We start from the raw sequence: 21251 nt of genomic DNA on the forward strand, positions 1-21251 counted from the left end.
TACAAGAACTACGACCCGCGTGCGAAGCTGATGCGCGAAACCTGCCACGAAGTGCTGGAAGAGCTGGGCCTGCACGACGACCCGCTGTTCAAGCTGGCCATGGCACTGGAAAAGATCGCACTGGAAGACGAATACTTCGTGTCGCGCAAACTGTACCCGAACGTCGACTTCTACTCGGGCATCGTGCAGCGCGCGCTGGGCATCCCGACCTCGATGTTCACGTGTATCTTCGCGATGGCACGTACGGTCGGCTGGATTGCGCAGTGGAACGAAATGATCGCCGATCCGGAACAGAAGATTGGCCGTCCGCGTCAGCTGTTCATCGGCGACACGCAACGTGAAGCCAAGCCGATCGCGCAACGTTGATCAGGTTTGAGTCCGCTTAATTCGTAGTGGCTGCGTGCGCTGCGAGTTAGGACGGAGTCTGCTGATAAAGGCGCCCCGACGGGTTTTCCGTCGGGGCGTTTTGTTTTCAGCTTCTTGTCCGGCGCACTGAGCATGCATTTGCGCGGCACTGCAGCAGGCGGGGGACGGGTGCGCTCTTGCCGGGTAACGCCAATACAGGTATCGACACTACCACCCAACTCCCTGTTTTTTATCGGTTTTCTCCCTGATTGAGCGGCCCAGGCGGGGCGCCGCGTGGCATAATCGACCGACACGGTCAGCCCGCAGTCAATACTACCCCGCATACCATGGCACAGACTCTCTACGACAAATTGTGGAACACACACGTGGTCCACACGGAAGAAGACGGTACGACGATTCTCTACATCGACCGTCACCTGCTGCACGAAGTCACCAGCCCTCAGGCGTTCGAAGGTCTGAAGCTGGCTGAGCGTCCGGTGTGGCGCATCAGCGCGAACCTGGCGGTCTCGGACCACAACGTCCCGACCACGGACCGCAGCCACGGCATCGCCGATCCGGTTTCCAAGCTGCAAGTCGACACGCTCGATTCGAACTGCGACGCTTACGGCATCACGCAGTTCAAGATGAACGATCTGCGTCAGGGCATCGTGCACATCATCGGGCCGGAGCAGGGCGCTACGCTGCCCGGCATGACGATCGTCTGCGGCGACTCGCACACGTCCACGCACGGCGCGTTCGGCGCGCTGGCGCATGGCATCGGCACGTCGGAAGTCGAACACGTGCTGGCCACGCAAACGCTCTTGCAGAAGAAGAGCAAGAACATGCTGGTCCGAGTCGAAGGGCAACTGCCGCGCGGTTGCACCGCGAAAGACATCGTGCTCGCCATCATCGGCAAGATCGGCACGGCAGGCGGCACCGGCTACGCGATCGAATTCGGCGGTTCGACGATTCGCGCGCTCTCCATGGAAGGCCGCATGACGGTTTGCAACATGGCGATCGAAGCAGGCGCGCGGGCCGGCATGGTCGCGGTCGACGACACTACGGTCGAATACCTGAAGGGCCGCCCGTTCTCGCCGGAAGGCGTGGAGTGGGATCACGCGGTCGAATACTGGAAGCAATTCAAGTCGGACGAAGGCGCGCAGTTCGATCGCGTGGTCGAACTGAACGCAGCGGAGATCGTGCCGCAAGTCACGTGGGGCACGTCGCCGGAAATGGTCACGGCCGTGGACGGCCGCGTGCCGGATCCCGACCGCGAGAAAGACCCGGTCAAGCGCGACGCCATGGAGCGCGCGCTGAAATACATGGCGCTCGAACCGAACGCGCCGATCGAGTCGATCAAGCCGGATAAAATCTTCATCGGGTCGTGCACCAACGCGCGCATTGAAGACATTCGCGCCGCGGCTTACGTCGTGAAGAAGCTGGGCCGCCGCGTGGCGCCGAACATCCGTCTGGCCATGGTAGTGCCGGGTTCGGGTCTCGTGAAGGCACAGGCGGAACGTGAAGGCCTCGACAAGGTCTTTACCGATGCCGGTTTCGAATGGCGTGAACCGGGTTGCTCGATGTGTCTCGCCATGAACGCCGACCGGCTGGATCCGGGCGAACGTTGCGCGTCCACGTCGAATCGTAACTTCGAAGGTCGTCAGGGCGCCGGTGGCCGTACCCACCTCGTGAGCCCCGCGATGGCTGCGGCTGCGGCCATCGAAGGGCATTTCGTCGATATTCGCAAGCTTGGATAAACACGCATGATGAACATGAATCGCACCACTCTATTGCGCCGCTTCGCGCTCGGTACCCTGGCTGGGCTGTTGCTGGGTCTGGCCGGTTGCAACACGGTGCACGGATTCGGCGAGGACATGTCGCACCTCGGCAATTCGATCAGCAACCACGCTGATAAATAAGCGGTTTTTGATTTTTGCCGGCCATGCGCCGAGCGGCTTTCCGGCCGCCGCGCGCATCGCCCGGTCTTGAAACAGGCGCAAGCGTCATGGATAAATTCATCGTACACACCGGCGTCGTGGCGCCGCTCGATCGCGAGAACGTCGACACGGACGCGATCATTCCGAAGCAATTCCTGAAGTCGATCAAGCGCACGGGTTTCGGTCCGAACGCGTTCGACGAATGGCGCTACCTCGACCACGGCGAGCCGGGTCAGGACAATTCCAAGCGTCCGCTGAATCCGGATTTCGTGTTGAACCAGCCGCGTTATCAGGGCGCTTCGGTGCTGCTGGCGCGCAAGAATTTCGGTTGTGGCAGCTCGCGCGAGCACGCGCCTTGGGCGTTGGAGCAATACGGCTTTCGCGCGCTGATCGCGCCGAGTTTCGCCGACATTTTCTATAACAACTGCTTCAAGAACGGCGTGTTGCCGATCGTGCTGACCGAACAGCAAGTGGATCACCTGTTCAACGAGACGTATGCGTTCAACGGTTTCAAGCTGACGGTCGATCTCGAGGCGCAAGTCGTGCGCACGTCGGACGGCGGCACCGAATATCCGTTCGAAGTCGCGGCGTTCCGCAAGTACTGCCTGCTGAACGGCTTCGACGACATCGGCCTCACGCTGCGTCACGCGGACAAGATTCGCCAGTTCGAAGCGGAGCGCATTACGAAGCAGCCTTGGCTGAATCACCGCATCGTCGGTTAAGGGCGTCGGGCCTCTGAGGCCCGCTCGTTGATTCAAGCTCGCAAGAAAACGCCGGGGCGCCCCAAGTTTTCTTGCCCCCCGCGGGGGGCCTGACGCGAAGCGACAGATCTGGGGGCACTTTCACTCTCGAAGCAAACATCAAGGAATTCGCATGAAGATCGCAGTCTTGCCGGGCGACGGCATCGGTCCCGAAATCGTCAAGGAAGCTGTCAAGGTCCTGAACGTGCTCGGCGAAAAGTTCGAACTCGAAGAAGCGCCGGTTGGCGGCGCGGGCTACGAAGCGAAGGGCCACCCGCTGCCCGACTCGACGCTGGCGCTGGCGAAAGAAGCCGACGCGATCCTGTTCGGCGCCGTCGGCGACTGGAAATATGACTCGCTCGAACGCGCGCTTCGCCCGGAGCAGGCCATTCTGGGTCTGCGCAAGCATCTGCAACTGTTCGCGAACTTCCGTCCGGCGATCTGCTATCCGCAACTCACCGGCGCGTCGTCGTTGAAGGAAGAGATCGTCTCGGGCCTCGACATCCTGATCGTGCGTGAACTGAACGGCGACATCTATTTCGGCGCGCCGCGCGGCGTGCGTTCGTCGCCGGACGGGCTGTTCGAAGGCGCGAAGGAAGGCTTCGACACGATGCGTTACTCGGAGCCCGAAGTGCGCCGCATTGCGCACGTCGCGTTTCAGGCGGCGCAAAAGCGTCAGAAGAAGCTGACGAGCGTGGACAAGGCCAATGTGCTCGAAACCTCGCAGTTCTGGCGCGACGTGATGATCGACGTGTCGAAGGAATATGCGGACGTCGAGTTGTCGCACATGTATGTCGATAACGCCGCGATGCAACTGGTCAAGGCGCCGAAGGCGTTCGACGTGGTCGTCACCGGCAACATGTTCGGCGATATTCTCTCCGACGAAGCGGCCATGCTGACGGGTTCGATCGGCATGCTGCCGTCCGCCTCGCTCGACAAGAACAACAAGGGCTTGTACGAGCCGTCGCACGGTTCGGCACCGGACATCGCCGGCAAGGGCGTCGCGAATCCGCTCGCCACGATTCTGTCGGCGGCCATGATGCTGCGCTATTCGCTGAACAAGGCGGAGCAGGCGGATCGTATCGAAAACGCCGTGAGAAAGGTGCTCGAACAAGGCTATCGCACCGGCGATATTCTGACGCCGGGTTGCAAGCAGGTCGGCACCGTCGCGATGGGCGACGCGGTCGTTGCCGCGCTCTAAAGCAGGCAAATAAGCGGGCAAGTAAAGTGGTAGTCAGGTCGATAAACGGCCTTTAAAACGCGAATTGGCCTCGAAAGAGGCCGATTCGCGCGCAATACGGACGGCAGCGGCGGACATTGACGTCGCCGGATTCCGGTTTTCGTGTATATTGTAGCGATGGCGCACACAGCTCAAATCTCCTCGATTTCGACACTGCACGGCAAAACGGCCCGTGCGGTTGAGCTCGCCATTACCGCCAAAGCTTCCATTAAAACGATTACCCCGAAAACGATCACGAAGCGCTGATCGTCCGTCGTGCCCGCTCATCTTCCCCGCGCGGTCACTGCGGGCAAAGATGCGGGGAAGTTTCCATTCGAAGGGTATGAAGTCATGAACGTAGGTCTCGTAGGTTGGCGCGGCATGGTCGGCAGCGTCCTGATGCAACGCATGCAGCAGGAAGGCGATTTCGATCTTATCGAACCGGTGTTTTTCAGCACCAGCAACGCGGGCGGCAACGCGCCGTCGTTCGCCAAAAACGAGACCAAGCTCAAAGATGCGACAAGCATCGACGACCTGAAGAAGTGCGAAGCGATCATCTCGTGCCAGGGCGGCGACTACACGAACGAAGTGTTCCCGAAGCTGCGCGCCGCGGGCTGGAACGGCTACTGGATCGACGCGGCGTCGTCGCTGCGCATGAAGGACGACGCGGTCATCATTCTCGATCCGGTCAACCTCGACGTGATCAAGAACGCGCTGGTCAAGGGCCAGAAGAACTTCATCGGCGGCAATTGCACCGTTAGCCTGATGCTGATGGCGCTCGGCGGCCTGTTCCGCGAAAACCTCGTCGACTGGATGACGGCTATGACGTATCAGGCCGCTTCGGGCGCGGGCGCGCAAAACATGCGCGAACTGCTGCAGCAAATGGGCACGCTGTACGGTGCGGCGAAGGAAGACCTGGCGGATCCGTCGTCGGCGATTCTCGACATCGACCGCCGCGTGCTGAGCGCGATGAACAGCGACCGTATGCCGACCGACAACTTCGGCGTGCCGCTCGCCGGCTCGCTGATTCCGTGGATCGACAAGGATCTCGGCAACGGCATGTCGAAGGAAGAGTGGAAGGGCGGCGCGGAAACCAACAAGATTCTCGGCAAGCCCGCCATGGGCACGCCGGGTTCGATTCCGGTCGACGGCCTGTGCGTGCGCATCGGCGCAATGCGCTGCCACTCGCAGGCACTGACCATCAAGCTGAACAAGGACGTGCCGCTCGACGAAGTGAACAGCATCCTCGCGTCGGGCAACGACTGGGTCAAGGTCGTGCCGAACGAGCGTGAAGCGTCAATGCGCGATCTGTCCCCCGCGGTGGTGACGGGTACGCTGACGGTGCCGGTCGGCCGCGTGCGCAAACTGGCGATGGGCGGCGAATACCTGTCGGCTTTCACGGTCGGCGATCAGTTGTTGTGGGGCGCGGCGGAACCGCTGCGTCGCATGCTTCGCATTGTGCTCGACAAGTAAAGTAAACTACGCGCTCACGACGCGTAGAAAACTCAAGAAGCGTCGCGCTTGCGCGGCGCTTTTTCATTGTGTGCTCCGATTATCTTGTCTCTTTCCAACCGCAAAAAAGGGCTGCGCGCTGACGCGCCAGGAGTCCCGATGAACCTTCGACTCTCATCCCTTCGGGCTATGTTCATTCATCGAGGTGCGGGCCGATTGGCCGCTGCCGCGGCTGCGGCTCTTGCGCTGGCGGGTGCCGGCATGGGCGGCGCGCTCGCCGCGCCAGGCGATGCCGCGAGCGCGCCGGACGCCGCCTCCGTCTCGTACGCGAACGGCGGTCAAGTGACGGTACGGCCCGGGCAGTCGCTGAACGACGTGGCGATTGCCGTCACGCAGTCGCACGACAAAGCGACGCTCGCGCGCGCCTCGCGCGCGCTCTTCGATGCGAACCCGAATGCCTTCATGAGCCACGACCCGAGCCGGTTGCGGCTGGGCGCGGTGCTGACGGTGCCCGTGTTGGATGCGTCGGGTGCGCTGGCTGCGTCGGCGGCGGCTGTTGCGACGGCGGCTTCCGCGGCTGCGCCTGCCTCCGCGTCGAATGCAGCGCCGGCGACCGACGCGGCGAGTGCTGCAGCGCAGGTCAACGCGGCGGCGGCAAGCGCAGCAAGCGCTGCGGCTCGCGCGGCGACGCCTGCCGCGCCTGCTGTTTCGGCGATGGCCAGTGCGGCCACTGAGGCAAGCTCGGTGGCGCCTGCCGGCACGGCTTCATCGGCGCCGGTCGCGGGATCGCAGGCGGCGGCACTGCCGGCCAGTGGCACCCATGAGTGGACCGGTTCGATCCAGCCCTCGGCTAGCGAGGCTGCTGAAGGCGCATCCACGGCTGGTGCAGGAACGAATCCGGCGACGACCGCCGCGCAGCCGGCGTCGCAACCGCGCGCGCAGGTGTCGAGCTTGCAGCAATTGCTCGCGCTGAAGAATCGCGTGCTGATGGAGTTGCAGAAGCATGGCATCGGCGGGACCCCGCCTGCTACGGGCACCGCGTCGAACAATGTCGCGCAGCCGGCGGCTGGCGTGTCCTCAGTGGCGGCTGTGCCGAGTCATGGCGCTACGCCGGTGGCATCGACGTCGAATGATGCCGGCATGTCGCAGACGGAGTTGAGCGTGGCGGCGGCGGTCGGCGCGGCGCTGGTCGCACTGCTGGCGGCGTTGCGTATGGGCCGGCGTAAGCGCGAACGTGCGGCGGCGGAAGCTGCGTCGGCGGATGGCGATGCGGCGGTGTCCGCGCGCGCAACGGGTCCGCAGGACATCGTTTCGACGCGCGAGCAGGTTCCGGTGCGCGAAGCGTCGGACGCAGGCGATGATGCGGCCGTGGGAAATGCGGCGGCGCTGGCGGCTGCGGAACGTGAAGCTGCCGAAGGTGACGCGGCGGCGCGTGAAATGGCGGAGCGTGTGGCGGCGGAGCGCGACGCGGAGATTCGTCAGGCGGCTGCGCGGGAGGCGGCGGAGAAAGCGGCGGCGGAACGTGTGGCTGGAGAACGGGCTGCGGCAGAGCGTGCGGCGGCGGAGCAAGCAGAGGCCGAGCGCGCAGCGGCGGAGCGCACGGCGGCGGAGCAAGCAGCGGCAGAGCGCGCGGCGGCGGAACGTGCGGCGGCGGAACGTGCGGCAGCGGAGCAAGCAGAGGCAGAGCGCGCAGCGGCGGAACGCATGGCAGCGGAGCGAGCAGAGGCCGAGCGCGCAGCGGCGGAACGCACGGCAGCGGAGCAAGCAGCGGCAGAGCGCGCAGCAACGGAACGGGCAATCGCAGAACGTGCAGCGGAACAACATCCCGCAGGCCACACAACCTTCCCCTCACCCGACCACATCTCGCAAGAGCGCGACGCAACACACGCGTCCGTCGAACCCGCGCAATTGGATTCGAACACCGCTCCATCCGCTCAGAGTGGCTTCACTCCCGAACCTCTCCCGGCTCCGCACCACGACGACTTCGATAGCGCGACCACGGCCGCAAGCCTTGCCGCCGCTGCGGAACTCGGCGCCGAGGCGTTGCCGCTGGCGCCGCTCGAACCCGTCGACGAAGCCTTCCTGCACGAGGAACCTGCCCATCGTCTGCAATGGGACAACGTGCCGGCTGTGCCGCAGGAACCTTCCGTCGAACCGCACACGACTTCGGCGTTCGGCCAGCCGTACAGCGACGCACCGGTGCCGGCCGCGCCGCTGGCGGGTGAGACGCAGCAAGCGCACACCGAACCGCCGTATGAACCGGCCCAAACGGCCCAATCGGCCCAAACGGCACCATCCAATGCCGCACCGAACCTCGAACCTGAAGAGCCGCTAGCGCAGCCCCAGTCCGCGCCCGCAGCCGTGCCGGCCGAATTCCCGCGCGACGCCGTCGATGCGTTCGGTAGCCTCGACATGCCGTTGCCCCCGCGCGTCGAGTCGTCCGCTGACGCCCTGCAAGTGCCCGCCTCACTGTCGACCCAGCCGGTGGCATCGCCGGAATTCACGGCGAAACATGCCGCGCCGTTGCCCCACCCGGACGACGACGCGCCGCATATCGCCGACGAAATCACCGCCGGCACCGCAGGCCACGCGGCCGTCGCGGGCCTGGGTGCGGGTTTAGGTACGGGCTTCGGCGCATCCGGCTTCGGCGCGTTGAAGCTCGATTTCGACCTCGAGTTGCCGCCGAGCCCGGCCCAGCCGTTGCCGGCGTTCACGCAGAACGATCTCGGCCGCATCGCTCGCAACAAGCTCGAACTGGCGGCCGAGTACATCGAACTCGGCGATCTGTCCGGCGCGCGCGCGCTCATCAACGAAGTGATCGAGACGAACGATCCGGGTACGCGCACCGAGGCCCGCGCGTTGCTCTCGACGCTCGCCCCGTTGTCGTGAAGCGTATTGCTCTAGGCGTCCAGTACGACGGTTCGGCATTCTGCGGTTGGCAGTCGCAACCGCACCGCAACACCGTTCAGGACGAGCTCGAACGGGCGCTGCGCGAGTTCGCGCAGACGCCGGTGCAAACCGTCGTCGCGGGCCGCACGGATACAGGGGTGCATGGTCTCGGTCAGGTCGTGCACTTCGACACAGAACTCGATCGCGCCGACGTGTCCTGGGTCCGCGGCACCAATTCGTTCCTGCCGAAGACCATCTCGATCCAGTGGGCCAAGCCGATGCCCGACGAGTTCCACGCGCGTTTCTCGGCGTTCGAGCGGACCTATTACTATGTGCTGTACGTTCATCCGGTGCGCTCGCCGATGCTGGCGACGCGGGCCGGTTGGGTGCATACGGCGCTAGACGTCGGCGCGATGCGGGCGGCCGCGGCTCATCTGATCGGCGAGCACGATTTTTCGGCGTTCCGTTCGTCGCAATGTCAGGCGAAAACGCCGGTCAAGCATCTGTATCAGATCGACGTACGGGAGCAGGGCGACTTCGTCCATTTCCGTTTTCGGGCGAACGCCTTCCTGCATCATATGGTGCGCAACCTGATGGGCTGTCTCGTCTACATCGGCCGTGGCCGTCGCCCGGTCGAATGGATGGCCGAGGTGCTCGCGAGCCGCGATCGCGATTTCGCCGCGCCGACCTTCATGCCAGACGGCTTGTATCTGGCGCAGGTGGGCTATCCTGAGCAATTCGCCGTGCCCGCGCCGCAGACAGGCAGCGTGCCGTGGAGTACCGTATGGACCGAGCAAGCCCAAACATGAAAGCAACCGAAACCCTCGCGAACGAATCCCACGCCGGCGCGCAGCAGGCGGCGCCGCATCGCACGCGCATCAAGCTGTGCGGCCTGTCCAAGCCGGAAGACGTGTCCCACGCCATCGACCTCGGCGCCGACGCGATCGGCCTCGTGTTCTACCCGCCGAGCCCGCGCTCGGTCAGCGTCGCGCAGGCGGTCGAGCTGGTGCACGACGTGCCGCCGTTCCTGTCGGTGGTCGGCTTGTTCGTCAACGCCACGCCGGACTGGATCCGCGAGGTCGCGAGCAACGTCGGCCTCACGCTGTTGCAGTTTCACGGCGACGAGACGCCGGAACAGTGCGAATCGCTTGCCGGCGTTGCGGGTTTGCCTTGGTTGCGCGCGTTGCGCGTTGCGGCGGATACTCAGCCCGCCGATTTGGTAAAATCGGCGCTTAGCTATTCAGCAGCCAGCGGCCTTCTGTTCGACACCCATGTCGAAGGATACGGCGGCGGCGGGAAGGTCTTCGATTGGTCACTTATTCCAGCAGAGCTCGCGCGTCGGGCCGTTTTGAGTGGTGGGTTGAACGCGCAAAACGTCAGTGATGCGATCCATCGCGTGCGCCCGTACGCGGTCGATGTCTCGAGCGGCATCGAAACGCCGGGCGCCAAGGGCGTGAAAGATCACGCCCGGATGGCGGCGTTCGTACGCGCGGTGCGCGCAGCGGACGCCGAATGATTCCGGCGCGGCGGTTGTCTCGCACGAGAGCCGCGCGCCACACTGAGAAGAGTGATCACCATGTATAACTTGCCTGACGAAAGAGGCCATTTCGGCCAATTTGGTGGCGTGTTCGTCGCTGAAACGTTGGTTCACGCGCTCGACGAGCTGCGTGCGGCGTACGAAAAATATAAGCAAGACCCGGAATTCGTGGCCGAATACGAGCGCGAACTGAAGTATTTTGTCGGCCGTCCGTCGCCGATTTATCACGCACAGCGCTGGAGCGAGATGCTCGGCGGCGCGCAGATTTTTCTCAAGCGTGAAGACCTGAATCACACCGGTGCGCACAAGGTCAACAACGTGATCGGGCAGGCGCTGCTTGCCAAGCGCATGGGCAAACCGCGCGTGATCGCGGAAACCGGCGCCGGCCAGCACGGCGTGGCGACGGCCACGATCGCCGCGCGGTTCGGCATGGAGTGCGTGGTCTACATGGGCGCGGAAGACGTGCGCCGCCAGGCCGCCAACGTATATCGCATGAAACTGCTCGGCGCGACCGTCATACCCGTCGAGTCGGGCTCGCGGACCTTGAAGGACGCGTTGAACGAAGCCATGCGCGACTGGGTCACCAACGTCGAAAACACGTTCTACATCATCGGCACGGTGGCGGGGCCGCATCCGTATCCGATGATGGTGCGCGACTTCCAGCGCGTGATCGGCGACGAGTGCAAGGTGCAAATGCCTGAATTGGTCGGCCGCCAGCCGGATGCGGTGATTGCGTGCGTTGGTGGCGGTTCGAATGCGATGGGCATCTTTTACCCATACATTGACGACACTTCGGTGAAATTGATCGGCGTCGAGGCTGCCGGCGACGGCATTGAATCCGGCCGCCACGCAGCGTCGCTGATCGGCGGAAGTCCCGGCGTGCTGCACGGCAACCGCACGTACCTGCTTCAGGATGAAAACGGCCAGATCATCGAGACTCATTCGGTGTCGGCGGGCCTGGATTATCCGGGTGTCGGTCCTGAGCACGCGTGGTTAAAAGACAGCAAACGCGCGGAATATGTTGGCATCACCGACGAAGAAGCGCTCAAGGCGTTCCACGATTGCTGCCGCATCGAAGGCATTATTCCGGCACTGGAGTCCAGTCACGCGCTGGCCTATGCCGCGAAACTCGCGCCGACGTTGCCGAAGGACAAGTACCTTCTGGTCAATTTGTCGGGCCGCGGCGACAAGGACATGCATACGGTCGCTGAGCGATCGGGCATTCAGTTCTGAGCGCCGCGACGATGCGTGACGAGTTCGACGAGCCGCAGCCGGCGACTGTAACCACGGAAACAAGGCCGGCCGCCAATGCAACGGCGGCCGAGGCGCCTGCATCGCTGTTGCCGCAGGTGCCTGCCGGCATACGACTGTTGAACCGCGATTTTCTGACCGATGTAGCGAACATTCCCGACGGATCGATCGACCTGATCGTATGCGATCCGCCTTACGGGCTCGGCAAGGACTATGGCAACGACTCCGACATGCGCACGGGCGAAGACTTTCTCGCCTGGACGCGTGGCTGGCTCGAACTGGCCATTCCCAAGCTGAAACCGTCAGGTTCGCTCTACATTTTCTGCACTTGGCAGTACGCGCCGGAAATCTTCAGCTTCCTGAAGACAAAACTCACGATGATCAACGAAATCATCTGGGACCGGCGTGTGCCGAGCATGGGCGGAACCGTGCGCCGGTTCACTTCGGTGCATGACAACATCGGCTTTTTCGCGGTGTCGAAGGATTACTTCTTCGATCTCGATCCCGTCCGCATCCCGTACGATGCCGCCACGAAGAAGGCGCGTTCGCGTAAATTGTTCGAGGGCAGTAAGTGGCTCGAGGTTGGCTATAATCCCAAGGATGTCTGGTCGGTGTCGCGACTGCATCGGCAGCATGCCGAACGCGTCGCGCACCCCACCCAGAAGCCTCTGGAAATTGTCGAGCGGATGGTGCTGGCAAGTTGTCCGAAGGGCGGCCGCGTGCTCGACCCTTTCATGGGCAGCGGCACCACCGCAGTCGCTTGCGCCCGTCAGCAGCGCGAATTCGTCGGCTATGAGATCAATGAAAGTTACTGCGCGATCGCGCGCGAACGCGTCAGCGCGGCTGCCGCGCCGCCCGTAACGCGTCGGGTCAAAGCCAAAACTCAACGGCAGACCGAAGTGCAATGAGCGACGTGCAATGAGCGCGCTGCGCAGTAACCCAAATCCGAGAATATTCCATGTCCCGTATCAAGAACACGTTTGCTGCGCTGTCCGCCCAGGGTAAGAAAGGCCTGATTCCGTTCATGACGGCTGGCGACCCGGACCCCGCGCGCACGGTCGAATTCATGCATGCGCTCGCCGCCGGCGGCGCGGATGTGATCGAACTCGGCGTGCCGTTTTCCGACCCGATGGCCGACGGCCCGGTGATCCAGCAATCGTCGGAACGCGCGTTGGCGCATGGCGTGTCGCTGCGCCACGTGATCGCCGACGTCAAGCGCTTCCGCGAAACCAACGACACCACGCCCGTCGTGCTGATGGGCTACGCCAATCCGATCGAACGCATGGGTACCGAAGCCTTTGCAAAGGCGGCGAAGGAAGCCGGTGTGGATGGCGTGCTGGTTGTCGACTATCCGCCGGAAGAGTGCGTTAATTTCGCCGAACAGATGCGATCTGCCGGCATCGATCCGATTTTTCTGCTCGCGCCCACGTCGACCGACGAGCGCATTGCGGAAGTCGGCAAAATCGCCAGCGGCTACGTCTATTATGTGTCGTTGAAAGGGGTGACCGGAGCGGCAAATCTGGACGTTTCCAGCATCGCGAGTAAAATCCCGGCCATCAAGTCGCGCGTCCCCCTGCCGGTGGGCGTCGGTTTCGGTATCCGCGACGCGCAAACCGCGCGTGCGGTGGCCGAAGTATCCGATGCCGTCGTGATCGGTAGCCGTATCGTGCAATTGCTCGAACAGGCGGCGCCCGAAGCCGCTGCCGAGACGCTTACGCGTTTCGTCGCCGAAGTGCGCGAGGCGCTGGATAGCGTCGCGACTGCCCGATAACAGTTATTTTTGTCTTCTGTAGTGTGAGCGGCGGGCTTGTCCCGCCGTTTGCGCGATCGTAGACCCGAGAAGGATTCAATATGAGCTGGCTCGACAAACTGCTGCCGCCGAAAATCAAACAAACCGACCCGAAAAACCGTAAGGGGATTCCGGAAGGCCTGTGGATCAAGTGCCCGTCGTGCGAAGCCGTGCTGTATCGCAACGACGTCGAGGCCAATCTGCATGTTTGCCCGAAGTGCGACCATCACATGCGCATTGGTGCGCGTGAGCGGCTCGACGGCCTGCTCGATCCGGAAGGGCGCTACGAAATCGGCCAGGAAATCGTCCCGGTCGACGCGCTCAAGTTCAAAGACAGCCGCAAGTACCCGGATCGCCTGAAAGAGGCGATGGACGACACCGACGAAACCGACGCGATGGTCGTCATGGGCGGCGCGATCCACACGCTGCCGGTGGTGGTGGCCTGCTTCGAGTTCTCGTTCATGGGCGGCTCGATGGGTTCGGTGGTCGGCGAGCGCTTCGCGCGCGGCGCGCAGAACGCGCTTGAACAGAAAGTGCCGTTCATCTGCTTCACCGCTTCGGGCGGCGCGCGGATGCAGGAAAGTCTGCTGTCGCTGATGCAGATGGCCAAGACCACGGCCATGCTCACCAAGCTCGCCGAAGCCAAGCTGCCGTTCATCTCCGTGCTGACCGATCCGACCATGGGCGGTGTATCGGCCAGTTTCGCGTTTCTCGGCGACGTGGTGATCGCAGAGCCGAAGGCGCTGATCGGTTTTGCCGGCCCGCGCGTGATCGAACAAACCGTGCGCGAGAAGCTGCCGGAAGGCTTCCAGCGCGCCGAATTCCTGCTGACGAAGGGCGCGATCGACATGATCGTCGACCGTCGCAAGCTGCGTGAAGAACTCGCGCAATTGATGGCGCTGTTGAGCCATCAACCGGCTGACGCCGTCGCGTAAGCAGACACTACGGTGAACCGTCGTCGCGCTTATCAAGCGCGGCGGCCATCAGAAAAGCAGTAAAAATAGCGCGCCGCGTGAGTGATCAAGCGGCGCGCTGTCATTTCCGGGATAATCACGGTCTCGCAACGCAGCGACGTTGCTGACGGCGGCCAGCGCGGGCGGGTGCGGTTTTCGCGCATAAAGTGCCCGCCGGATCAGGCTCTGGCCGCAGCCGCAGCCGCAGCCGCAGCCGCAGCCGCAGCCGACCGCTTCGCGCCGCGTCCATTCGCAACACTGCCTAATCGATTCACTCGCGATTCACCCGATGACCACATTCCCCACCCTCGACGCGTGGCTCACGCACCTTGAATCCGCGCATCCGGTCGGCATCGACATGGGTCTGGCCCGCATCAGCCAGGTGCGCGACGCGATGCAGTTGTCGTTCGCGTGTCCGGTCATCACGGTCGGCGGCACGAACGGCAAGGGTTCCACGTGCGCGATCCTCGAATCCATTCTGCTGCGCGCCGGGTTCACGGTCGGCTGTCACACGTCGCCACATCTCCTGTCGTTCAACGAGCGCGCGCGGGTGAACGGCGAAATGGCGAGCGACGCGGATCTGCTGCCGCACTTCGAAGCCGTCGAAGCCGCGCGTCTGAGCCTCGCCGAACCGGTCACGCTGACCTACTTCGAATTCACGACGCTCGCGATCATGAGCCTGTTCGCTTCGCGCGGACTGGACGCGGTGATTTTCGAAGTCGGCCTCGGTGGCCGCCTGGACGCGGTCAATATCCTCGATACGGATTGCGCGATCATCACCAGCATCGATATCGATCACACGGAGTATCTCGGCGATACGCGCGAGAAAATCGCCTTCGAAAAGGCCGGCATTTTCCGTCCGGGCAAGCCGGCGATCTGCGCGGACCCGGTGCCGCCACAATCGCTGATCGATTACGCGGAAAAAATCGGCGCCGAATTGTGGCTGTTCGGCCGCGATTTCCGCTACGAGGGCCAAGCCGGCAGCGAGCGCCAGCAATGGAGCTACGTCGGCCCGACCCTCCGGCGTTCGGCGCTGGCCTATCCGGCACTGCGCGGCGCGAACCAGTTGATCAACACGTCGGCGGCGCTCGCCGGTCTTGAGGCGCTGCGTGACCGCTTGCCGGTGTCGGCGCAGGACATCCGCCTCGGCCTTGCCAACGTGGAACTGCCGGGGCGCTTCCAGGTGCTGCCGGGCAAGCCGGCCGTCGTGCTTGATGTCGGCCACAATCCGCATGCGGCCGCGGTGCTGTCGCAAAACCTCGGCAACATGGGCTTCTTCCCGTACACCTACGCGGTGTTCGGCGCGATGCGCGACAAGGACATTGCCGGCGTGCTGACGCACCTGAAAGGCGAAATCGATCACTGGTGCGTGACCGATTTGCCGACGCCGCGGGCGGCGTCCGCGGAAGAACTCGAAGCGGCCTTGCGCGAGCAGGGCGTGGGCGAGGGCGCCGACAGCAGCGTGATGCGCTACGCCACACCGGCAGAGGCTTTCCAAGACGCGCTAAAACGAGCGTCAGAGAATGATAGAATCGTGGTTTTCGGCAGTTTCTATACGGTAGCAGGCGTGATGGCCTACCGTAAATCGCAGCAACACTGAACGGGCGCCAGGCTCGAACCAAGCGATTCATGGGAATTTTCTCGTTCGGCAAGAAAGACGACGCGCCCACCCGGCGCGGCGCAAATACCAGTTCCACCCGGGCCGCCCGTGGCGAGCGCGTGGAGCGGCGAACCCGCCGCACGGAGCGCACCGTCGACGCCGATGCGATGCTGCTCGACCCTACGTTGCCGGAAAAGCAGCGTGCGCGTCGCCGCCTCGTCGGCGCGATCGCGATGGTCGTGGCGGCGGTCGTCATCCTGCCGATGGTGCTGGACTCGCACCCCAAGCCCGTCACAGACGACATCTCCATCGACATTCCAAACCGTCCGGCGCCGAAGCTTGCCAAAGCCGCGGAAGACACGCAGGCCGGTGTGGCGCCCGATAACCCCGTAACGCCAGACGCGGCACTCGCCGCATCCGGTCTCGCGCCGGCAACGGCAGCCAAGCAAGGCCAATCCAGCGCCGCGAAGCAACCGAGCGCGGAGACGAACGCAGCGGCGTCCGCGGTCAAGCCGGCGGCGAAACCGCAAGCGCCGTCCGTGGCGGTCAACACTACGCCGGCGGCGCCCGCAACGGCTGCCAAGCCGGCGGCGAAACCGCCGGTCACGCATAACGCCGCAACCGCACCGGCTGCTCAAGCCCCAAGCTCGGATGACACGAACACGGCCGCCAGCGCGGACGCGAATTCCGGCACGCCGGCTTCGCCGCCGGGCAGCCGTTTCGCCGTGCAGCTCGGCGCCTTCGCGAATGACGCCAACGCGCGCAATTGGGCCACCAAGTTGAAAGCGGCGGGTGTGCCCGCATATACCGAACATCGAAAGCAGGCTGACGGCTCCACGCTCACGTTGCTGCGTGCTGGCCCGTTCGCCGACCGTGCAGCGGCAAGCGCCGCCATCGCAAAGGTTCGCGAGGTCGGCTTGACGTCGGGCGCGAACAGCGGCGCTGCACAGTAAGCCAGCGATGTTCACTGCCTTCGACTACGCTGTAATGGCGGTGATCGGTTTGTCGGCGCTGCGCGGCACATGGCGCGGGTTTTTGTCGGAGATATTTGGGCTGATCGGCTGGATTGCGGCGTTTTTCATTGCTTGCCGCTTTGTCGGTTACATCGTGCCGTTTATCCCGTCCAACTGGCCGGGCGGCGCGTTGACCCAATGGCTGCTGGCCTTTGCATTGGTGGTGGTCGGTGTGGTGCTGGTGGCGAGTGTGCTGAACGCCCTTTTGAGCCGCATCGTGCAGGCAACCGGCTTGAGCGGCGTGGACCGCTCGCTCGGTTTGATGTTCGGCCTCGTGCGCGGGGTCATTCTGGTGCTGATTCTGGTCGCCCTGGCTGGCTTGACCGAACTGCCCCAACAGGAATTCTGGCGCAACGCCTTGCTTCGGCCCTATGCGGTCGAGGGCGTGCACGTAATGAAACCGCTGCTTCCCGAGACGCTTGCTGCTTACGTCCGAGTGTGACGATCAGGCGAGTGGCTAGGGAAACGCAGCAGGACTCCGGCGCAAACCGGCTGCCTTTACGTTCGGTCGCGTAGCTTCGCGAACGCCCCGAAAGAAGTCTCTCGGGACACCATCGCAGGCAGCGGCCGCCATGACGAATTTCGTACCTTTGAAGGACATGCCATGTGCGGCATCGTAGGCGTAGTTTCCCACTCTCCGGTCAACCAGCTGATCTATGACAGCCTGCTGCTCCTGCAGCACCGCGGTCAGGACGCCGCCGGCATCGCGACAGCGAACGGCAGCAACTTCCACATGCACAAGGCCAACGGCATGGTGCGCGACGTGTTCCGCACGCGCAACATGCGCAGCCTACCCGGCACCACCGGTATCGGCCAGGTCCGTTACCCGACTGCCGGTTCCGCGTCGAGCGAAGAAGAAGCCCAGCCGTTCTACGTGAACGCGCCGTTCGGCATCATCCTCGCGCACAACGGCAATCTCACGAACTGGCAGCAACTGAAAGATGAGATGTTCCGCATCGATCGCCGCCACATCAATACCAATTCCGACACGGAAGTGATGCTCAACGTGCTCGCGCACGAATTGCAGCTCTCCAGCTCGGGCTTGCAACTCGACCCGGCCGCGCTGTTCAAGGCTGTGTCGGGCGTGCATCGGCGGGTGCGCGGGTCGTACGCAATCGTCTCGCTGATCGCCGGTTACGGTCTGCTGGGCTTCCGTGACCCGTTCGGCATTCGTCCGCTGTGCCTCGGCAAGCAGGAAACGGCGGAAGGCGTCGAGTGGATCCTGGCGTCGGAGTCGGTGGCGATCGAAGGTATCGGCTTCGAGTTCGTGCGCGATGTGGCGCCGGGCGAAGCGATTTTCATCGACATCGAAGGCAATCTGCACTCGCAGCAATGCGCCACGAACCCGAGCCTGAACCCCTGCATTTTCGAACTCGTGTATCTCGCGCGTCCGGACTCGGTGCTCGACGGCGTGCCGGTCTACAACGTGCGTCTGCGCATGGGCGACTACCTCGCCGAGAAAATCAAGCGCGAGTTGCCCGACGTTCCAATCGACGTCGTGATGCCGATTCCCGATTCGTCCCGTCCGGCCGCGATGCAGGTCGCGAAGAAACTGGGCGTGGAATACCGCGAAGGCTTCTTCAAGAACCGTTACGTCGGCCGCACCTTCATCATGCCGGGCCAGGCCGTGCGCAAGAAGTCGGTGCGCCAGAAGCTGAACGCCATGGGCATCGAGTTCAAGGGCAAGAACGTGCTGATCGTCGACGACTCGATCGTGCGCGGCACCACTTCGCATGAAATCGTGCAGATGGCGCGCGATGCCGGCGCGAACAAGGTGATCTTCGCTTCGGCGGCGCCGCCGGTGAAGTTCCCGAACGTCTACGGCATCGACATGCCGACGCGCGGTGAACTCGTCGCCCACGGCCGCTCGGACGACGAAGTCGCGCGCATGATCGGCGCGGACCATCTCGTCTATCAGGACGTCGACGCGCTCAAGCAGGCGGTGCGCGATATCAACCCGGCGCTGAAGGAATTCGAAGCGTCGTGTTTCGACGGCAACTACGTGACCGGCGACGTCACGACCGAGTACCTTGACCGCATCGAAACCGCGCGTCTCGCACCGTCCTCGCAATCGGACCGCGACGCCGCGAGCGAAGCGATCGACGGCGGCGCCCCGGCCCGTTCGCAACTGCATTTGCAACTGTCGGTAGGTTGAGCGCGGCTTGAATGAGGCCGCTCCCGGCGTGGCGCGCTGCACGCCGCGCCGGGAGCGTGTTAGCATGACGGCTTGCGTCGATTTGAACTCAGCTTGCGGACGCGGGGCAACCCGAAACAGCTAAAGCGAATGGTAGAAAAGCCGCATTCATCTACCTCCGCTCCAGCTTTCCCCCGCACATGAAGCCCGCTTATGCCGACGCAAAAGCGGGCTTTTTTGTTGCTGCCGTTCGGCTTGATACGCGCGTCCCAGTTCATCTGAGACGCAAACGCCGAACGCAGCCATGGAACATTGGAAACCAGAACCAACATGGACGACTCCCTGAACTTCGACACGCTGGCAGTCCGCTCAGGCACGGTGCGCAGCGACTTCAACGAGCATTCGGAAGCGATTTTCCTGACCTCGAGCTTCGTGTTCGCGAGTGCCGCGGATGCCGCCGAAAAATTCAAGAATTCCGAAGACAACTACACCTACTCGCGCTTCACGAACCCGACCGTCTCGATGTTCCAGGATCGTCTGGCCGCGCTCGAAGGCGGCGAAGCCTGCATGGCGACGGCGTCGGGCATGGCCGCGATCATGTCGGTGGTGATGTCGGCGTTGCAGGCGGGCGACCATCTGGTCAGCTCGCAGGCGCTGTTCGGTTCGACGCTCGGCATGTTCTCGCAGATCTTCAGCAAGTTCGGCATCACGACCACGTTCGTCGATCCGACCGATCTGGACGCGTGGAAAAACGCGGTGCGCCCGGAGACGAAGATGTTTTTCCTCGAAACGCCGTCGAATCCGCTGACCGAAGTCGCCGATATCGAGGCGATCAGCAAGATCGCCAAGGCGTCGAATGCGCTGTTCGTGGTCGACAACTGCTTCTGCAGCCCGGCCTTGCAGCAGCCGCTGAAGCTCGGCGCGGACGTCGTGATGCATTCGGCCACCAAGTTCCTCGATGGTCAGGGCCGCGTGCTCGGCGGCGCGCTGGTCGGCACGAAGCAGTTCATCATGGAAAAGGTGTTCCCGTTCGTCCGCAGCGCCGGGCCGACGTTGTCCGCGTTCAACGCCTGGGTGTTGCTCAAGGGCATGGAAACGCTGTCGCTGCGCGTTGAAAAGCAGTCGGCGAATGCGCTCGAAATCGCGCGCTGGCTGGAAACGCATCCGGCCGTGAATCGCGTGTTCTATCCGGGGCTCGAATCGCATCCGCAGCACGCGCTGGCCATGCGTCAGCAGAAGGCGGGCGGCGCGATTCTCTCGTTCGAATTGAAGGGCGACACGCCGGAGCAGATGCGCGCGAATGCATGGCGGGTGATCGACAATACGAAGATCTGCTCGATCACCGGCAATCTTGGCGATACGCGCACCACCATCACGCATCCGGCCACGACCACGCATGGTCGCGTGACGCCGGAAGCGCGTGCGGCGGCGGGGATCAGCGAAGGCTTGATTCGTCTTGCAGTCGGTCTGGAAAATGCCGGCGATATCCGCGGCGATCTGGAGCGCGGTCTCGCGGGTTGAGCGAGGTTCGAGCGAAGGCTCAATGAAGGACAGGCGGGCCGCTCGGGCGGCTCGCGCAGTGAAACTGTGTGCAGTGAAAACTCAGTGGCGCAACGCGCGCCACTGACCGGGCGCCAGCCCGAAACGCCGTGTGAACGCGTGCGTGTAGGCGCTCTGATCGCCGAAGCCGATGTCCAGCGCGATATCCGTCAACGAAAGGCGCGGATCGGCGAGCAGCGTGATCGACGTATCGAGCCGCAGCCGCTGCAAATAGCGATGCGGCGTCTCGCCGAAGGCCTCGATAAAAAGCTGATGAAAGCGCCGCATGCCGAAGCCGCAATGCGCGGCGAGGTCGGCGATCCGCAAAGGCTCCGATAAATGCGCGCGCAGCCAGCGGTCGATACGCGCAAAGTCGAGACCCGCGCCGGCTGCCTGTGCGCCGGCCGTGGTGCCCGCATCGGCCACCAACGCCGCGCCGAGGCGCGCGGCTGCGTCCCAATGAAAACGCCGCGTATCCAGATCGTCGCCCAGAACGCCGCCGGTAGCGTGCGCCGCGATGCGATGCACGAGTTGCGCAAGCGAGCCTTCCACGGAGACGGGCCGCGCGCGGTCGAACAAACGCTCCGGCACGGCCAGCGAAGTGGCCGGCAAATCCAGCACCAACTGCCGGTTCTCGCCGACGCCCGCGTAATCGTGCCGCGCGCCCGCCGGGATGAGCCAGGCGGTACTGGCGTCGAGCAGTTGCGCGACGCCGTTCACCGCCATCACCATCGCGCCGTCGAGCCCGAGCACGACCTGGTGAAAGTCGTGCACGTCCGACGCTTCGATCGCGCCGTAGCGGCGCAGCGAAACGGTAGGAGCGGTAACGGCGGCGTGGCTCATCGACGGTGCG

20 protein-coding genes are annotated in these 21251 nt (G+C 63.7%); 18 read left to right on the forward strand and 2 right to left on the reverse strand.

The window, feature by feature from the left end:
* From ACQKRQ_RS33230 to purF, 17 genes are all read left to right on the forward strand, one after another.
* Nucleotides 1-366, forward strand: a 366-nt coding sequence (locus ACQKRQ_RS33230; protein ID WP_427481668.1) for a citrate/2-methylcitrate synthase, incomplete at its 5' end; no start/stop codon positions are given.
* A 326-nt stretch (nucleotides 367-692) separates the two neighbouring features.
* A complete protein-coding gene (gene leuC / locus ACQKRQ_RS33235) occupies nucleotides 693-2102 on the forward strand; it encodes a 3-isopropylmalate dehydratase large subunit (protein WP_132383618.1) in 1410 nt (469 codons plus the stop codon).
* A gap of 6 nt (nucleotides 2103-2108) precedes the next feature.
* Entirely contained in the window at nucleotides 2109-2264 is a 156-nt protein-coding gene (locus ACQKRQ_RS33240; protein WP_132383620.1) for an entericidin A/B family lipoprotein, read from the forward strand.
* 86 nt (nucleotides 2265-2350) lie between these two features.
* Nucleotides 2351-3004 carry a 3-isopropylmalate dehydratase small subunit gene (gene leuD / locus ACQKRQ_RS33245; RefSeq protein WP_132383622.1) on the forward strand — a complete coding sequence of 218 codons (654 nt, stop codon included), beginning with the start codon at nucleotides 2351-2353 and terminating at the stop codon, nucleotides 3002-3004.
* A gap of 151 nt (nucleotides 3005-3155) precedes the next feature.
* Nucleotides 3156-4223, forward strand: coding sequence for a 3-isopropylmalate dehydrogenase (gene leuB, locus ACQKRQ_RS33250; RefSeq protein WP_408284993.1), 1068 nt, complete (start codon nucleotides 3156-3158; stop codon nucleotides 4221-4223).
* 369 nt (nucleotides 4224-4592) lie between these two features.
* Complete coding sequence (asd, locus tag ACQKRQ_RS33255) at nucleotides 4593-5714, forward strand: aspartate-semialdehyde dehydrogenase (protein WP_012428637.1); 1122 nt, start codon at nucleotides 4593-4595, stop codon at nucleotides 5712-5714.
* 138 nt (nucleotides 5715-5852) lie between these two features.
* On the forward strand, nucleotides 5853-8582 hold the full coding sequence (locus ACQKRQ_RS33260; protein ID WP_427481671.1) for a FimV/HubP family polar landmark protein: 2730 nt from the start codon (nucleotides 5853-5855) through the stop codon (nucleotides 8580-8582).
* A complete protein-coding gene (gene truA, locus ACQKRQ_RS33265) occupies nucleotides 8579-9391 on the forward strand; it encodes a tRNA pseudouridine(38-40) synthase TruA (protein WP_132383628.1) in 813 nt (270 codons plus the stop codon). Before ACQKRQ_RS33260 ends, truA begins: the two co-directional genes overlap by 4 nt.
* Nucleotides 9388-10098, forward strand: a complete 711-nt coding sequence (locus ACQKRQ_RS33270) for a phosphoribosylanthranilate isomerase (RefSeq protein WP_427481673.1) — start codon at nucleotides 9388-9390, stop codon at nucleotides 10096-10098. The genes truA and ACQKRQ_RS33270 overlap by 4 nt, the downstream gene beginning before the upstream one ends.
* Before the next feature lie 60 nt (nucleotides 10099-10158).
* Nucleotides 10159-11352, forward strand: a complete 1194-nt coding sequence (gene trpB / locus ACQKRQ_RS33275) for a tryptophan synthase subunit beta (RefSeq protein WP_427481675.1) — start codon at nucleotides 10159-10161, stop codon at nucleotides 11350-11352.
* A gap of 11 nt (nucleotides 11353-11363) precedes the next feature.
* Nucleotides 11364-12278 carry a DNA-methyltransferase gene (locus ACQKRQ_RS33280; protein WP_427481677.1) on the forward strand — a complete coding sequence of 305 codons (915 nt, stop codon included), beginning with the start codon at nucleotides 11364-11366 and terminating at the stop codon, nucleotides 12276-12278.
* Nucleotides 12279-12328: 50 nt separating this feature from the next.
* Nucleotides 12329-13141, forward strand: a complete 813-nt coding sequence (trpA, locus tag ACQKRQ_RS33285; protein WP_132383636.1) for a tryptophan synthase subunit alpha — start codon at nucleotides 12329-12331, stop codon at nucleotides 13139-13141.
* A gap of 80 nt (nucleotides 13142-13221) precedes the next feature.
* Entirely contained in the window at nucleotides 13222-14094 is an 873-nt protein-coding gene (gene accD, locus ACQKRQ_RS33290; RefSeq protein WP_012428630.1) for an acetyl-CoA carboxylase, carboxyltransferase subunit beta, read from the forward strand.
* Nucleotides 14095-14401: 307 nt separating this feature from the next.
* Nucleotides 14402-15712 (forward strand): bifunctional tetrahydrofolate synthase/dihydrofolate synthase, encoded by a 1311-nt coding sequence (folC, locus tag ACQKRQ_RS33295; protein ID WP_427481678.1) that lies wholly within the window; start codon nucleotides 14402-14404, stop codon nucleotides 15710-15712.
* Between the two features lie 29 nt (nucleotides 15713-15741).
* Nucleotides 15742-16665: an SPOR domain-containing protein gene (locus ACQKRQ_RS33300; RefSeq protein WP_427481680.1), complete on the forward strand. Its 924-nt coding sequence runs from the start codon at nucleotides 15742-15744 to the stop codon at nucleotides 16663-16665.
* A 7-nt stretch (nucleotides 16666-16672) separates the two neighbouring features.
* Entirely contained in the window at nucleotides 16673-17167 is a 495-nt protein-coding gene (locus ACQKRQ_RS33305; protein WP_132383642.1) for a CvpA family protein, read from the forward strand.
* A gap of 162 nt (nucleotides 17168-17329) precedes the next feature.
* Nucleotides 17330-18880 (forward strand): amidophosphoribosyltransferase, encoded by a 1551-nt coding sequence (gene purF / locus ACQKRQ_RS33310; protein WP_132383644.1) that lies wholly within the window; start codon nucleotides 17330-17332, stop codon nucleotides 18878-18880.
* A gap of 59 nt (nucleotides 18881-18939) precedes the next feature.
* Here the strand turns inward: purF and ACQKRQ_RS33315 are convergent, their stop codons facing one another.
* On the reverse strand, nucleotides 18940-19191 hold the full coding sequence (locus ACQKRQ_RS33315; RefSeq protein WP_408285012.1) for a hypothetical protein: 252 nt from the start codon (nucleotides 19189-19191) through the stop codon (nucleotides 18940-18942).
* Between ACQKRQ_RS33315 and ACQKRQ_RS33320 the strand changes: the two genes are divergently transcribed.
* A complete protein-coding gene (locus tag ACQKRQ_RS33320; RefSeq protein WP_408181675.1) occupies nucleotides 19190-20380 on the forward strand; it encodes an O-succinylhomoserine sulfhydrylase in 1191 nt (396 codons plus the stop codon). The genes ACQKRQ_RS33315 and ACQKRQ_RS33320 overlap by 2 nt on opposite strands.
* 81 nt (nucleotides 20381-20461) lie before the next feature.
* On the opposite strand, the gene ACQKRQ_RS33325 is transcribed toward ACQKRQ_RS33320, so the two are convergent.
* Complete coding sequence (locus ACQKRQ_RS33325; protein ID WP_427481681.1) at nucleotides 20462-21241, reverse strand: helix-turn-helix domain-containing protein; 780 nt, start codon at nucleotides 21239-21241, stop codon at nucleotides 20462-20464.
* Between the last annotated feature and the right edge of the window lie 10 nt (nucleotides 21242-21251).

This window comes from Paraburkholderia sp. NPDC080076, assembly GCF_050281145.1.
Taxonomy (GTDB): domain Bacteria; phylum Pseudomonadota; class Gammaproteobacteria; order Burkholderiales; family Burkholderiaceae; genus Paraburkholderia.

Bases quoted from the DNA above. Each gene is read 5' to 3' on its own strand.
- leuC (WP_132383618.1), top strand. From the start codon at position 693: ATGGCACAGACTCTCTACGACAAATTGTGGAACACACACGTGGTCCAC.
- ACQKRQ_RS33240 (WP_132383620.1), top strand. From the start codon at position 2,109: ATGATGAACATGAATCGCACCACTCTATTGCGCCGCTTCGCGCTCGGT.
- leuD (WP_132383622.1), top strand. From the start codon at position 2,351: ATGGATAAATTCATCGTACACACCGGCGTCGTGGCGCCGCTCGATCGC.
- leuB (WP_408284993.1), top strand. From the start codon at position 3,156: ATGAAGATCGCAGTCTTGCCGGGCGACGGCATCGGTCCCGAAATCGTC.
- asd (WP_012428637.1), top strand. From the start codon at position 4,593: ATGAACGTAGGTCTCGTAGGTTGGCGCGGCATGGTCGGCAGCGTCCTG.
- ACQKRQ_RS33260 (WP_427481671.1), top strand. From the start codon at position 5,853: ATGAACCTTCGACTCTCATCCCTTCGGGCTATGTTCATTCATCGAGGT.
- ACQKRQ_RS33270 (WP_427481673.1), top strand. From the start codon at position 9,388: ATGAAAGCAACCGAAACCCTCGCGAACGAATCCCACGCCGGCGCGCAG.
- trpB (WP_427481675.1), top strand. From the start codon at position 10,159: ATGTATAACTTGCCTGACGAAAGAGGCCATTTCGGCCAATTTGGTGGC.
- ACQKRQ_RS33280 (WP_427481677.1), top strand. From the start codon at position 11,364: ATGCGTGACGAGTTCGACGAGCCGCAGCCGGCGACTGTAACCACGGAA.
- trpA (WP_132383636.1), top strand. From the start codon at position 12,329: ATGTCCCGTATCAAGAACACGTTTGCTGCGCTGTCCGCCCAGGGTAAG.
- accD (WP_012428630.1), top strand. From the start codon at position 13,222: ATGAGCTGGCTCGACAAACTGCTGCCGCCGAAAATCAAACAAACCGAC.
- folC (WP_427481678.1), top strand. From the start codon at position 14,402: ATGACCACATTCCCCACCCTCGACGCGTGGCTCACGCACCTTGAATCC.
- ACQKRQ_RS33300 (WP_427481680.1), top strand. From the start codon at position 15,742: ATGGGAATTTTCTCGTTCGGCAAGAAAGACGACGCGCCCACCCGGCGC.
- ACQKRQ_RS33305 (WP_132383642.1), top strand. From the start codon at position 16,673: ATGTTCACTGCCTTCGACTACGCTGTAATGGCGGTGATCGGTTTGTCG.
- purF (WP_132383644.1), top strand. From the start codon at position 17,330: ATGTGCGGCATCGTAGGCGTAGTTTCCCACTCTCCGGTCAACCAGCTG.
- ACQKRQ_RS33320 (WP_408181675.1), top strand. From the start codon at position 19,190: ATGGACGACTCCCTGAACTTCGACACGCTGGCAGTCCGCTCAGGCACG.
- ACQKRQ_RS33315 (WP_408285012.1), bottom strand. From the start codon at position 19,191: ATGTTGGTTCTGGTTTCCAATGTTCCATGGCTGCGTTCGGCGTTTGCG.
- ACQKRQ_RS33325 (WP_427481681.1), bottom strand. From the start codon at position 21,241: ATGAGCCACGCCGCCGTTACCGCTCCTACCGTTTCGCTGCGCCGCTAC.